Origin of the sequence: Actinopolymorpha sp. B11F2 (assembly GCF_040195635.1) — a bacterium.
Lineage (GTDB): Bacteria > Actinomycetota > Actinomycetes > Propionibacteriales > Actinopolymorphaceae > Thermasporomyces.
In genome coordinates this window covers 1-11,959 of record NZ_JBEFTX010000028.1, presented here as the reverse complement: position 1 = coordinate 11,959, position 11,959 = coordinate 1, and the positions used below count along the sequence as shown (strand labels likewise).

The window sequence follows — 11,959 nt, the reverse complement described above, 5'->3', positions numbered from 1 at the left end:
CGACTGCGGCCATGACCACGTTCTCGATCATGTTCGTGTGCACCGGCAACATGTGCCGGTCTCCCATCGCCGAACGCCTGGCCGTCTCCGCCCTGGAGCGCCACCTCGGCGACGCCGCGGGAACGTTCCGGGTCTTCGGCGCAGGCACCGGTACCTATGCGGGCCGGGAGATGACGCCGGAAGCCGCGGCGGTCGTCTCGGCGTACGGCGGAGATCCCGACGGGTTCCGGTCGACCGAGCTCACCGCGGACCTGGTGGGCGCCGCGGACCTGATCCTCACCGCCACCCGGGCGCACCGCAGCGCGGTGGTCACGCTCGACCCGGGCGCGTTGCGCCGAACCTTCACGCTGACCGAATTCGCGCGTACGACGGCCGCCCTCGCCGACCGGGCACCCGAGCCCGACCCGGCGGTCCTTTCGGCCGCGACGGAGGTCGCTGCCGCCTCGGGCGCGGTGGGGGCGACCAGCCTCGCGGCCACCGACCCGGCAGGCACCGCCGACCGGTTGGCGGCGGCGTCCGAGGCCGAGGGCGACGGGGCGGTCGACGCGTCCCCCACCGATCCGGTCGAGCGGGCCCGTGCCGTGGTGGCGCTGGTCGCCCGGCAGCGCGGTACGATCCGGCCGGGCAGCCCGGACGAGGACGACATTCCCGATCCGATCGGGCGACCCATGGCGGTCTACGAGGCGGCTGGTGCGACGATCTCCCAGGCGGTCGCCACCTCCATCGCCGCCCTCGTGGGTGCCCGCGCATGAACGCCGCACGACGGCCGCGCATGAACGCCGCACGACGCGCACGTCCAGGCAGTGCGAAGGCTGGGGGAGCCGCTCGTGCGTGAGTACGTCCTGGTTCTCATCGTCGCCGCGGCGACGACGTACCTCCTGGGGGGCGTTGCGCGCCGGTTCGCGGCCAGGATCGGTGCGGTCAAGCCGATCCGCGACCGCGATGTCCACTCGGTGTTGATGCCCCGCCTCGGTGGCATAGCCGTCCTGGGCGGCGTGGCCGCCGGATTCGTCGTGGCGACCCACCTGCCGTTCCTCGGGATGCTGCCCGAGATCAAGGAGGATGCGTGGGGTCTGCTGATTGCCGGGTTCGTGATCGCGGTCGTGGGCGGTATCGACGACGTCGTCGACCTCGACGCGCTCACCAGGCTCGCCGGGCAGGTGGTGGCCGCGGGAATCCTCGTCGTCTACGGGGTTCAGCTGAACTGGCTGCCTCTGCCCGACGGGACCCTGCTGTCGTTGTCGCCGGCGCAGAGCGCGGTCATCTCCGCCTTGATCATCATCATGATGGCCAACGCGGTGAACTTCGTCGACGGCCTCGACGGCCTTGCCGCGGGCGTGGTGTTCCTGGGGGCCGCGGCGTTCTTCACGTATTCGTACGGTCTAACCGTCGGGCTCTCCCTCAACCGCGCCACCACGGCCACGCTCGTGACCGCGATCATGGCCGGGGCCTGCCTCGGTTTCCTTCCGCACAACTTCTTCCCCGCCCGCGTCTTCCTGGGTGACTGCGGCGCCTACCTGTTGGGTCTGCTGTTGGCGGCCTCGACGATCAGCCTGACCGGTTGGCTCGACCCGAGCGTGATGTCGAGCCCGCAGAACGAGAGCCGGAGCCTGCTGCCGGCGCTGCTGCCGTTGGTGTTGCCGATCGCGGTGATGGCGCTGCCGTTCATCGACCTGTTGCTGGCGGTGATCCGCCGGACCAGGGCAGGCCAGTCGCCGTTCGCCGCCGATCAGAAGCACCTCCACCACCGGCTCCACCTCGAACTCGGTCACTCGCACAAGGGCGCCGTCCTGGTCATGTACCTCTGGGCCGGGCTGCTCGCCTTCGGTGTCGTCGTGATCGGCCTGTGGGCGACCTGGGTGACCGCCTCCATCGTGGGTGTCGTCGTCGTGGCGGCGATCGCCTGCACGGCTCTCCTGCCGCGCCGCAACCACCTTCCGCACCCCCGCTGAATGGCGCCACCAGGTTCGGGCTCGCCGGGGTCGGTTCGGCGTACGCCCGGACCTTGTGCTAAGTTTCACAAACCCCCACCGCACGAGGGACGGCCGCCATCATGACGACCGACAGAGTCACCCCCCTGATCCGCGGAGCGTTGAAGCCCACGCTCGCCGTCGCCGCAGTCGCCATCGCCCTGAGCACCGTGCTCGCCGGCACCCGCGGACTCGCCGGCGCCGTCCTCGGCGCCCTCGTCGTCGTGTCGTTCTCCGGTGGCGGGCTCTACTCCCTCCGGCTCGTGCGACAGACCTATCCCGAGGTCGTCCTGATGGTCGCGGTCGCCAGCTACTTCGTCCGCGTCCTGATCTTCGGCGGCCTGCTGGCGCTCCTCGGCTCGCTCGAGGTCGTGGACGTCTACGTCGAACGCATGGCGACCAGCCTCACCGTGATCGCCTGCGTCGTGGCGTGGTGCACCGGCGAGATAAGAGCGTTCGTCCGTATGCGGGTGCCGCTCTACGATCTCGACGAACGTACGACCGGGACCGGCACAACGGGGTCGGCCGAAGCCACGGAATCGACCGGCACCACGGGCACGGCGGCCGTGACGCCCTCGACCGCGCCGGACGACGCGCCGTCAGGAAGATCATCATGAGCGTCCTGACCTGCGCGGATGCCCTGCCCATGGGCGCGACCCGCACGGATTTACTTTCTCTTTACCCCAGTCTCAGCGCGCTCCGTGCCGGCTGCTACAGTCCGGTGCGCGATGAGCCAGAACGGGTCGCCCCCCGAGCCATCGGGCCCAGCACCATCGGGGGCAGGGCACGGTGCTTGGGGCGTCTTCGGTTACCTGGTAGCCGGAGTCGGGATCTACGGCGGACTCGGCTGGCTCGGGGACCACTACTTCCGAACCTCGTTCCTACTACCGGTGGGAATCCTGGTCGGTCTGGCGCTGGCGCTGTACCTCGTGTTCAAGCGGTACGGCCACCACGAACCCAAGGACAGCCCGTGATCGTGAGCGAGCGCAGCGAGCGAACCAATGAGCACAGCACGCGGGTTCGCAGCGAAGCAAGAACCCGCGTGCCCACCACCGATGTTCGACCGGTGCGAGAGGAGAGCCCGTGAGCGTGACGATTCTCGCCTCGGGGGGGTTCACCCCGCCGGGTCCGGCCGACTTCCTGCTGCCCCCCTTCGTCGCCGGTGTCACCAAGCCGATGGCGCAGTTGGTCCTGGCCGCGGTCCTGGTCGGAGGTTTCTTCGTCCTTGCCGCACACAAGCAGGCAATGGTGCCGGGCCGCATGCAGTACGCCGGAGAGATCGCCTACGGCTTCGTCCGCAACTCGATCGCCCGCGACATGATCGGTTCGCGCGACTTCCTGAAGTTCGTGCCGTACCTCGTCGCGCTGTTCTTCTTCATCCTGGTCAACAACCTCTTCGGGATCGTCCCGTTCATCCAGTTCCCGACGTTCTCCCAGGTGAGTTTCGTCTATCCGCTGGCGGCGATCACCTGGATCGTCTACAACGCCGTCGGGATCGCGCGGAAGGGTTTCTTCGGTTACCTCAAGCACCAGACGGTGACGCCCGGCATCGCCCCGGGGATGTTGCTGCTCCTCATTCCGCTGGAGTTCGTCTCCAACATCATCGTCCGGCCGTTCACGCTGGCTCTCCGGCTCTTCGCCAACATGTTCGCCGGGCACCTGGTGCTCGCGCTCTTCGCACTCGGTGGCGAGTACCTTCTGTTTCATTCCGACGTTCTCTACTTCAAGCCCATCGGCGTCATCTCGATGGTGCTCGACGTCGCGTTGTTCTTCCTCGAACTCCTGGTGATCGTGCTCCAGGCGTACATCTTCACCCTCCTGACCGCCAACTACATCTCCGGCGCCCTCGCCGAAGAGCACTGATCGAAACAACCAAAGATTAGAAGGGAACGTACGAATGACTGGCTCGCTCGCGATCATCGGCTACGGCTTGTCGGCCATCGGCCCTGGTATCGGTGTCGGCCTGATCTTCGCGGCCTACATCAATGGCGTTGCCCGCCAGCCCGAGGCGCAGGCTCGACTGCAGACGATCGCGATTCTCGGATTCGGTCTCACCGAGGCGCTCGCGATCATCGGTATCGCGCTCGCCTTCGTCTTCGCTGGCTAGCGACGGAGTCTTGCCATGACTGTGTACTTCGCGAAAGAAGCAGGGTTCCTCGCGGCGGAAGAAGGGGTGCCCAACCCGCTGCTTCCGCACACCACGGAGATGCTGCTCAGCTTGGTTGTGTTCGGCATCCTCTTCTACGTGGTGCGCCGGTGGGTGGCGCCCGCGTTCGAGAAAGCCTTCGCCGAACGTACGAAGGCGATCGAAGGCGGCCTCAAGCAGGCCGAGGAGACACAGGCCAAGGCCGAGGCAGCTCTGGAGCAGTACCAGCAGCAGCTCGCCGAAGCCCGGCACGAGGCTTCGCGGATTCGGGAGGACGCCAGGGAGCAGGGCGCGGCGATCATCGCCGAGCTGCGCGCCCAGGCGCAGGCGGAGTCCCAGCGCATCGTGGCGCAGGCCCACACGCAGGTCGACGCCGAGCGGCAGCAGGTGCTCGCCCAGCTCCGTACCGAGATCGGCGAGCTCTCCACCCAGCTCGCCAGCCGCATCGTGGGGGAGTCGCTGGAGGACGAGGCGCGTCAGCGGCGTGTCGTCGAGCGTTTCCTCGCCGAGTTGGAAGAACGCCAGCCGGTCGGTGAACCGTCATGATCGACTTCCGCGGGGCGTCTCGCGACTCACTCGCCTCGACCCGGCAGGTGGTCAAGGACCTGCCGGGCGGCGCGGGTGAGCTCGAGACCGCCGGTTCGGAACTGTTCGCCGTGACCGCCCTCCTCGACGAGGAGACAGCGTTGCGTCGGGCGCTCACCGACCCGGCGCGGACGCCGCAGGAGCGGGCCCGGTTGGCCGAGGAACTGCTCGGGAACCGGATCGGTGCGGATGCCCAGGCCGTGGTGACCACCGCGGTGAAGGGTGCGTGGGCACGCACCCGGGACCTCGCCGACGCGTTGGAGCACGCGGCGGTTCTCGCCCTCATCCGCTCGGCCGACAGCGCCGGCCGGCTCGACGACCTCGAGGACGAGCTCTTCCGCTTCGCCCGACTGATCGAGAACGACGCCCGCCTGGCACAGGCGTTGACCGGGCGTACGCTGCCGGTCGAACGACGGGTCGAGCTGGCCCGCGGGCTGCTGGCCGACAAGGCACAGCCGTCGACCGTACGCCTGGTCGAGCAGGCTGTGGCCGCTCCACGTGGGTTGGCGCTGACCGAAGCGCTCGACGGCTACGGCAAGGTCGCCGCGGCATGGCGTGAGCGCCTGGTCGCGACGGTTCGCAGCGCCGTATCCCTCGGCCAGGCCGATCGCGACCGACTGGCCCGCGCGCTCAGCCGGCAGTACGGACACGACATCCATCTCAACGTCCTGCTCGATCCAGAGGTGATCGGAGGCCTGCGGGTCGAGCTGGGTGACGAGGTCATCGACGGAACCATCGCCGGCCGGTTGGACGACGCGCGTCGCCGGCTCGCCGGATAGGCACGCTTCCCGCACCAAGAGACGAGATTGCCGAGAGAGCAGGGACCAACAGATGTCGGAGCTGACGATTCGCCCGGACGAGATCCGGGACGCACTGGAGCGCTTCGTCTCGAGCTACGAGCCGGAGGCCGCGGCAGCCGAGGAGGTCGGCACTGTCGTCGACGCCGGTGACGGTATCGCTCACATCGAGGGCCTGCCCTCGGCGATGGCCAACGAACTGCTGGAGTTCGAGGACGGCACTCTGGGTATCGCCCAGAACCTCGACGTCCGCGAGATCGGTGTGGTGGTCCTCGGCGAGTTCGGCGGCATCGCGGAAGGCCAGACCGTACGCCGGACCGGCCAGGTGCTGTCGGTGCCGGTCGGTGAGGGCTACCTCGGCCGGGTGGTCGACGCGATGGGTAACCCGGTCGACGGGCTCGGCCCGATCGAGGGCCTCGACGGACGCCGCGAGCTGGAGCTGCAGGCGCCGGGCGTGATGATGCGCCAGGAGGTCCGCGAGCCGATGCAGACCGGCATCAAGGCCATCGACGCGATGTTCCAGATCGGTCGTGGCCAGCGGGAGCTCATCATCGGCGACCGCAAGACCGGCAAGACCCAGATCGCCATCGACGCGATCCTGAACCAGAAGAACGGTTGGGAGAGCGGCGACCCGAAGAAGCAGGTGCGCTGCATCTACGTCGCGATCGGGCAGAAGGGTTCGACCGTCGCAGCCGTCCGCCAGGCGCTCGAAGACGCCGGCGCGATGGACTACACGACGATCGTCACGGCACCGGCGTCGGACTCGGCGGGCTTCAAGTACATCGCCCCCTACACCGGCTCGAGCATCGGCCAGCACTGGATGTACGCCGGCAAGCACGTGCTGATCATCTTCGACGACCTGTCGAAGCAGGCCGAGGCCTACCGCGCGATGTCGCTGCTGCTGCGCCGCCCACCCGGCCGCGAGGCCTACCCCGGTGACGTCTTCTACCTGCACTCCCGGCTGCTGGAACGCTGCGCCAAGCTCACCGACGAGCTCGGCGGGGGTTCGATGACCGGCCTCCCCGTCATCGAGACCAAGGCCGGCGACATCTCGGCGTACATCCCGACGAACGTCATCTCCATCACCGACGGCCAGATCTTCCTGCAGGCCGACCTGTTCAACGCCAACCAGCGGCCGGCCGTCGACGTCGGTCAGTCGGTGTCGCGGGTCTCCGGCGCGAAGTCCAAGGCGATGAAGAAGGTCTCCGGTCAGCTCAAGCTCGACCTCGCGCAGTACGCCGAGATGCAGGCGTTCGCGATGTTCGCCGCCGACCTCGACGCGGCGTCGCGGCGACAGTTGGAGCGCGGGCGCCGGCTCACCGAGCTGCTCAAGCAGCCACAGGCGTCGCCGTTCCCCGACGAGGAGCAGGTCGTCTCGATCTGGGTCGGTACGGCGGGCAAGCTCGACGAGGTCCCGGTCGAGGACGTGAGCCGGTTCGAGGCCGAACTGCTCGACTTCCTCCGCCGGGAGCGTGCCGGCATCCTCGAGGCGATCCGGGAGACGACGGACTTCTCCGACGACACGGCGAAGGCCCTCGATGAGGCCGTCACCGACTTCAAGGCCACCTTCGAGACCTCCGAAGGTCGGCTGCTCGAGCCTGGGCGTGAGGAGTTCGAGGCGCTCGAGGAAGAGAGCGTGGAGCAGGAGCAGATCGTTCGGCAGAAGCGGGGCTGACGCGCATGGCCGGCAAGCTACGTATCTACCGCCAACGCATCCGGGCGATCTCCTCGATCGGCAAGATCACCCGGGCGATGGAGTTGGTCGCGGCCTCACGCATCCGCCGCGCCCAGGAGCGCTCGCGCGCGGCCACGCCGTACGCCCGCGAGCTCACCCGCGCGGTGTCGGCACTCGTGACCTACTCCAACGTCGATCACCCGCTGACCGTCGAGCGGACGAATCCGCGGCGCGCGGCGATGCTGCTCATCACCAGCGACCGCGGCCTGGCCGGGGCGTACTCGTCCAGCGTCATCCGCGAGGGTGAGCGGCTCGCCGAGCTGGTCCGTGGCGAGGGCAAGGAGGTCGTCCCGTACCTCTGTGGGCGCAAGGCGGTGGCGTACTACCGTTTCCGCGACCGCGACATCGCCGCCGAGTGGACGGGATTCTCCGACAATCCGCAGTACGCCCACGCCAAGGAGGCCGGCGAGGCGCTCATCGAGGCGTTCCAGGCCGGCGGCGAGGACGGCGGGGTCGACGAGATCCACATCGTCTACACCCGCTTCGTGTCGATGATGACGCAGCGGCCGGAGGTCATCCGCCTGCTGCCGCTGGAGGTCGTCGAGGGCGAGGAGGCACCCGCCTCCGACGAGGTTCTTCCGCTGTACGAGTTCGAGCCGTCGGCCGAGGACGTGCTCGAGACCCTTCTGCCGCGCTACATCGAGAACCGGATCTACCACTGCATGCTGCAGTCGGCCGCCAGCGAGCATGCGGCGCGGCAGCGTGCGATGAAGTCGGCGACCGACAATGCGAAGGAACTCGTCGGGACACTGACCCGCGAGGCGAACGCCGCGCGCCAGGCCGAGATCACCCAGGAGATCAGTGAGATCGTCGGGGGCGCGAATGCCCTTGCCGACGCAGTTGCGGCGGAGCGATGAGCCAGGGTGCGAAAGCGACCATCTTTCTGAGCAGAGTGAGTGAGAGATAGAGATGACAGCCACCGTTACGGAGAAGGGCGCCGAGACGCCGCAGGCCGGCGTGGGTCGAGTTGCCCGCATCATCGGTCCGACCGTCGACGTCGAGTTTCAGGCCGGCCAGGTCCCGCCCATCTACAACGCGCTCGAGGTCGACGTCACTCGCGGCGGTACGACTGTGACTCTGACCCTCGAGGTGGAGCTGCACCTGGGCGACAACGTCGTGAAGGCGGTCGCGCTCCAGCCCACCGACGGCCTCGTCAGGGGTACCGAGGTCCGCGACACCGGCGCGCCGATCTCGGTGCCGGTGGGCGATGTGACCAAGGGACACGTGTGGAACATCGTCGGCGACTGCCTCAACGCCAAGGACGGTGAGAAGCTGGAGATCACCGAGCGGTGGCCCATCCACCGGCCCGCTCCGTCGTTCGACCAGCTCGCGCCCAAGAGCGAGATGCTGGTCACCGGCATCAAGGTCATCGACCTCCTGACGCCGTACGTCCAGGGCGGCAAGATCGGCCTGTTCGGTGGTGCGGGTGTCGGCAAGACGGTGCTCATCCAGGAGATGATCATCCGGGTCGCCCGCAACTTCGGCGGCACCTCGGTGTTCGCCGGTGTCGGTGAGCGGACCCGTGAGGGCACCGACCTCATCGTCGAGATGGAGGAGAGCGGAGCGCTGCCGGACACCGCCCTGGTGTTCGGACAGATGGACGAGCCGCCTGGCACCAGGCTCCGCGTGGCGCTGTCCGCACTCACGATGGCGGAGTACTTCCGTGACGTGAAGAACCAGGATGTCCTGCTCTTCATCGACAACATCTTCCGGTTCACCCAGGCGGGCTCGGAGGTGTCGACCCTGCTCGGCCGGATGCCGTCGGCGGTGGGTTACCAGCCCAACCTGGCTGACGAGATGGGCCTGCTGCAGGAGCGCATCACCTCGACGCGGGGGCACTCCATCACCTCGATGCAGGCGGTCTTCGTCCCCGCCGACGACTACACCGACCCGGCGCCTGCCACGACCTTCGCCCACCTCGATGCGACGACCAACCTGTCACGTGACCTTGCGGCGCAGGCGATCTACCCGGCGATCCACCCGCTGGAGTCGACCAGCCGGATCCTCGACCCGCAGTACGTCGGTCAGGAGCACTACACGGTCGCCAACCGGGTCAAGGGGATCCTCCAGCGCAACCAGGAGCTCCAGGACATCATCGCGATCCTGGGTATCGACGAACTGCCGGAGGAGGACAAGATCACGGTCGCAAGGGCGCGCCGGATCCAGCGCTTCCTCTCCCAGAACACCTTCGCCGCGGCACAGTTCACCGGCATCGAGGGTTCCTTCGTCCAGCTCGAGGACAACATCGAGGCGTTCAAGAAGATCTGTGACGGCGACTACGACCACGTGGCCGAGCAGGCCTTCTACATGTGCGGCGGCCTCGACGATGTCGAACGCAGGTGGGCTGAGATCCAGAAGGAGAACTGAGCGGCTGAGGACAGTCCGGTCAGTCCCGGAAGAGGAAGTACCTGCCGAATGAAGGGCTTTTGGCCCAGCCGGTAGGGACTTGTCTCCTGCGGGTCAGGTGTTGGGTGGGGGTACGCGAGGGCAGAGCTCTCGCAGGTGGGTATTCTCCCGAGAACGATTCAGGCCAGGAGGATCTACGGTGGCAGAGCCCTTGCATGTCGAGCTCGTCGCGCCCGACCGCACGGTCTGGTCCGGCGAGGCGGCCACCGTCATCGCACGGACGATCGACGGCGATATCGGCATCCTGCCCGGACACACCCCCCTGCTCGGCTTGCTCGCCGACGGCGTGGTGGAGATCCGCAACCAGGAGGGCGACATCTGGGTAGCGGCCGTCTACGGCGGCTTCCTCTCGGTCGCCCACGACCGGGTGTCCATCCTGGCCGAGTACGCCGAGATGGCGCACGAGATCGACCTGGAGGCGGCGCGGCGGGAGCTCGATCGCGCGCACGCTGCCGGCGGGGACGACGAGGAGGCGCTCGAACACGTACGCCGTGCCGAGGCCCGCATCCGCGCCGTCGAGATGGCGTCCTGAGTCCGGGCGTGGTGGGCGTGCGGTGGCGGAGTCCGGCGGTGCGGCAGGGCAGTGTGGACCAGGTCCCGCGCGCACTGCCGCGATGTCCCGCTGCCACCTCCGACCGCTAGGTCGATGTCAGGGCGTCCGCGTCGCACACGTCTCGGGCCCCGGGGTCGACCGTCCGGCTGCTGACGACATCGGCGCCCGGTCAGGTGGCGCCCGATGATCCAGATCATTCTCGACGCCGCCGGAATCATCCTCGCTCTGGTGCTGATGACTCTGGCGGCGTTCGCCGTCCGGCGGCGGTTGCTCCAGCGTGGTGGCGGCACCTTCGACTGCAGTGTCCGGCTGCACACGGGTACGCCCGGCAAGGGTTGGGTACTCGGCATCGCACGCTATTCCGGCGATTCGGTGGAATGGTTCCGGGTCTTTTCGTTCGGGCTGCGGCCTCGCCGGGTGTTCCAGCGCAATGACCTCACGGTCGAGTCACGTCGCGAGCCACTGGCCGCCGAGGCGCTCGGCCTCTACGCCGGACACGTCGTCGTGGAGTGCGTCCAGGCCGGCAACTCCGTGGTGGAGCTGGCGATGGCAGAGGACGCGCTGACGGGATTCCTGGCCTGGCTGGAGTCCGCGCCACCCGGGCGTACGCACGCCCCGATCTGACTTCTCCGCGCCGCGTTGTCGTGGGTCCGGCGGCTTCCGGTGGCGTTGGTCAGTTAGCTGTCAGCGGTGAGCTCGCGGCCGGAGATCGACTCCAGCATCGGCAAAGACAACGCCCCGCCCTCGCTCACGGCGGAACCTTCCGTACCCACTTCGGTCGGGGTACCCGTCAGGGAGAAAAGCGGCAGCGGCAGTGGCAGCACCGTCGGAAGCGGGATGTGAAGCGGGAGCTGCGGCAGAGGGATGCCGGGCTGTTCCGGCTCGGGCGCCGGCGTGGTGGGTGCCGGTGTGGGAGTGGGCGTGGGACGCGGCGCGGACGTCCGGCTCGGCTTGGGCTTGGGCGCTGGAGCTGGTGCGCTCGTCGCCGGGCCGTCTCCAGGTTGCCCGCCGGTCCCCGTCTCGCCGGTGCCGGAGCGGCGACGGTCAGAAGGCTCAGGCGTGGCGCTGACGCGCGGGTTCGGGGACGTCGGGTCCGGGGTCGTCACCTCGGGTGTGGGTGTCACGTCGACATCGGGCTCGTCGGGGTAGGGCTTGTCCTCCTCGACGGTCGTCGACGTGTCGGACCCGAGGGCGACTCGGTATCCGTCCGGGAACCACGGCAGCTTGCCGGAATCGGAGCTGCCGAGGGTGGCCCAGGAGCTGGACGCGAGCGCCAAGGGCAGCAGGACGACGAGCTGGCGAGCCCAGCGGCTGCCACGGTTGGAAGGGGCACGCCGGCGTGCCCGGTGCCTCGCGCTCGGCAGGGTCGGAGCCTGCGGATCGTAGAGCGGCTCCACGATCGCGGGGTAGTCCGGGTGCTCGGTGGGGTCGTCGGGCCGGCGGTAGGACGGTCGGTCGAAGGGGCGGTACGGCGGGTAGGGGGTCGCACCGGTGGCGTCGTCGGCGACGGGCGAGGCGTACCGGTCAAACGAGCGGTATCCCGGATGGTCGGTGGGTTCCTCGGCGCGCCGCGGCGCCGGACGATCGGGAACGTGGCTGCCGATGCGGTCCGCGGGCAGGTAGGTCGGGCGGTCGCCCGCGCGGTAGGCCGGGTTGTCGGTGGGGCGGTAGGCCGGGTTGTCGGTGGGGCGGTAGGCCGGGTTGTCGGTGGGGCGGTAGGCCGGGTTGTCGGTGGGGCGGTAGGCCGGGTTGTCGGTGGGGCGGTAG

13 protein-coding genes and 1 pseudogene are annotated in these 11,959 nt (G+C 68.7%); 13 read left to right on the top strand and 1 reads right to left on the bottom strand.

All coding sequences use genetic code 11. The annotated features are described in order from the left end of the window. Nucleotides 1–11 precede the first annotated feature (11 nt). The 13 genes from ABN034_RS32690 (at nt 12) to ABN034_RS32630 (ending at nt 10,816) form a co-directional block, all read left to right on the top strand. Entirely contained in the window at nt 12–752 is a 741-nt protein-coding gene (locus ABN034_RS32690) for an arsenate reductase/protein-tyrosine-phosphatase family protein (RefSeq protein WP_349694822.1), read from the top strand. Between the two features lie 75 nt (nt 753–827). Continuing rightward, the gene (locus ABN034_RS32685) at nt 828–1,952 is read left to right on the top strand and encodes an MraY family glycosyltransferase (RefSeq protein WP_349694821.1); all 1,125 of its coding nucleotides are present in this window, start codon (nt 828–830) and stop codon (nt 1,950–1,952) included. Nucleotides 1,953–2,053: 101 nt separating this feature from the next. Beyond that, on the top strand, nt 2,054–2,587 hold the full coding sequence (locus ABN034_RS32680; RefSeq protein WP_349694820.1) for a Cg1360 family ATP-synthase-associated protein: 534 nt from the start codon (nt 2,054–2,056) through the stop codon (nt 2,585–2,587). A 111-nt stretch (nt 2,588–2,698) separates the two neighbouring features. Then, entirely contained in the window at nt 2,699–2,944 is a 246-nt protein-coding gene (locus ABN034_RS32675) for an AtpZ/AtpI family protein (RefSeq protein WP_349694819.1), read from the top strand. Nucleotides 2,945–3,053: 109 nt separating this feature from the next. Further along, the gene (gene atpB, locus ABN034_RS32670; RefSeq protein WP_349694818.1) at nt 3,054–3,833 is read left to right on the top strand and encodes a F0F1 ATP synthase subunit A; all 780 of its coding nucleotides are present in this window, start codon (nt 3,054–3,056) and stop codon (nt 3,831–3,833) included. Between the two features lie 34 nt (nt 3,834–3,867). Beyond that, nucleotides 3,868–4,077: an ATP synthase F0 subunit C gene (gene atpE, locus ABN034_RS32665; RefSeq protein ID WP_349326019.1), complete on the top strand. Its 210-nt coding sequence runs from the start codon at nt 3,868–3,870 to the stop codon at nt 4,075–4,077. A gap of 15 nt (nt 4,078–4,092) precedes the next feature. Then, nucleotides 4,093–4,662, top strand: a complete 570-nt coding sequence (locus tag ABN034_RS32660) for a F0F1 ATP synthase subunit B (protein WP_349694817.1) — start codon at nt 4,093–4,095, stop codon at nt 4,660–4,662. Next, the gene (locus ABN034_RS32655) at nt 4,659–5,480 is read left to right on the top strand and encodes a F0F1 ATP synthase subunit delta (protein ID WP_349694816.1); all 822 of its coding nucleotides are present in this window, start codon (nt 4,659–4,661) and stop codon (nt 5,478–5,480) included. The genes ABN034_RS32660 and ABN034_RS32655 overlap by 4 nt, the downstream gene beginning before the upstream one ends. Before the next feature lie 52 nt (nt 5,481–5,532). After that, nucleotides 5,533–7,173 (top strand): F0F1 ATP synthase subunit alpha, encoded by a 1,641-nt coding sequence (gene atpA / locus ABN034_RS32650; RefSeq protein WP_349694815.1) that lies wholly within the window; start codon nt 5,533–5,535, stop codon nt 7,171–7,173. 5 nt (nt 7,174–7,178) lie between these two features. Beyond that, nucleotides 7,179–8,090 (top strand): F0F1 ATP synthase subunit gamma, encoded by a 912-nt coding sequence (locus ABN034_RS32645; protein ID WP_349326023.1) that lies wholly within the window; start codon nt 7,179–7,181, stop codon nt 8,088–8,090. Between the two features lie 52 nt (nt 8,091–8,142). Further along, nucleotides 8,143–9,600: a F0F1 ATP synthase subunit beta gene (gene atpD / locus ABN034_RS32640; RefSeq protein WP_349694814.1), complete on the top strand. Its 1,458-nt coding sequence runs from the start codon at nt 8,143–8,145 to the stop codon at nt 9,598–9,600. A 178-nt stretch (nt 9,601–9,778) separates the two neighbouring features. Beyond that, nucleotides 9,779–10,171, top strand: coding sequence for a F0F1 ATP synthase subunit epsilon (locus tag ABN034_RS32635; protein ID WP_349694813.1), 393 nt, complete (start codon nt 9,779–9,781; stop codon nt 10,169–10,171). A 204-nt stretch (nt 10,172–10,375) separates the two neighbouring features. Then, complete coding sequence (locus ABN034_RS32630; protein WP_349326026.1) at nt 10,376–10,816, top strand: DUF2550 domain-containing protein; 441 nt, start codon at nt 10,376–10,378, stop codon at nt 10,814–10,816. A 53-nt stretch (nt 10,817–10,869) separates the two neighbouring features. Here ABN034_RS32630 and ABN034_RS32625 read toward each other — a convergent pair. Continuing rightward, nucleotides 10,870–11,959 (bottom strand): annotated as a pseudogene (locus ABN034_RS32625) (hypothetical protein); the annotation flags it as partial.

Coding starts and splice junctions, on each gene's coding strand:
- ABN034_RS32660 (WP_349694817.1), top strand. CDS start 4,093: ATGACTGTGTACTTCGCGAAAGAAGCAGGGTTCCTCGCGGCGGAAGAA.
- atpA (WP_349694815.1), top strand. CDS start 5,533: ATGTCGGAGCTGACGATTCGCCCGGACGAGATCCGGGACGCACTGGAG.
- ABN034_RS32655 (WP_349694816.1), top strand. CDS start 4,659: ATGATCGACTTCCGCGGGGCGTCTCGCGACTCACTCGCCTCGACCCGG.
- atpE (WP_349326019.1), top strand. CDS start 3,868: ATGACTGGCTCGCTCGCGATCATCGGCTACGGCTTGTCGGCCATCGGC.
- ABN034_RS32680 (WP_349694820.1), top strand. CDS start 2,054: ATGACGACCGACAGAGTCACCCCCCTGATCCGCGGAGCGTTGAAGCCC.
- ABN034_RS32690 (WP_349694822.1), top strand. CDS start 12: ATGACCACGTTCTCGATCATGTTCGTGTGCACCGGCAACATGTGCCGG.
- atpD (WP_349694814.1), top strand. CDS start 8,143: ATGACAGCCACCGTTACGGAGAAGGGCGCCGAGACGCCGCAGGCCGGC.
- ABN034_RS32675 (WP_349694819.1), top strand. CDS start 2,699: ATGAGCCAGAACGGGTCGCCCCCCGAGCCATCGGGCCCAGCACCATCG.
- ABN034_RS32645 (WP_349326023.1), top strand. CDS start 7,179: ATGGCCGGCAAGCTACGTATCTACCGCCAACGCATCCGGGCGATCTCC.
- ABN034_RS32630 (WP_349326026.1), top strand. CDS start 10,376: ATGATCCAGATCATTCTCGACGCCGCCGGAATCATCCTCGCTCTGGTG.